The sequence below is a fragment of the Vibrio sp. 2132-1 genome, from assembly GCF_033344315.1.
On the sequence record NZ_JAWPON010000904.1, the window covers coordinates 1 to 505 of the forward strand.

Genomic DNA, 505 nt, shown 5'->3' on the forward strand with positions numbered 1-505 from the left:
CGCGATTATTGGAGGCCAGCAAGCGTCTCAAAATCAGCTCCCGTTCTTTGCTCGGCTAATTTTACACAAAACGGGCGACCGACAATTCGCGAATATTTGTGGTGGTTCTATCGTTAATGATCGTTTCATATTAACGGCCGCCCACTGCGTAGAATCCTCGGTTTTTACTGACGGTTGGACAGCAAATGACCTCCGTGTTCTGGTAAAAAATCCAACCATGAACGATGTTTATGTCGAAGAGTTCAAAGACGTTCGCACTATTACGATTCATCCCAACTATGATCCTAATGACCTATGGATTAATGACTTGGCGGTATTGGAGTTAACCCGACCAATTACCGATAACGTTCAGTCCATCACTCTGCCTCAAGATTTTGGCGATTACAGCGGCGAATCGGTTTATCAAATCTTTGGATTGGGACAAACGTCCACGACCGACACCAGTGGCCCGAACTATTTACGATGGGCGGAGGTTCAACCGCTTTCTGATGCCCAATGTGCTTCT

Annotated in this window: 1 protein-coding gene; it reads left to right on the plus strand. The window is 46.3% G+C overall.

Translation table 11 applies throughout. The annotated features are described in order from the left end of the window. Positions 1 to 505: serine protease (locus R8N47_RS28645; protein WP_318186539.1), on the plus strand; the 505-nt coding region annotated here is incomplete at both ends.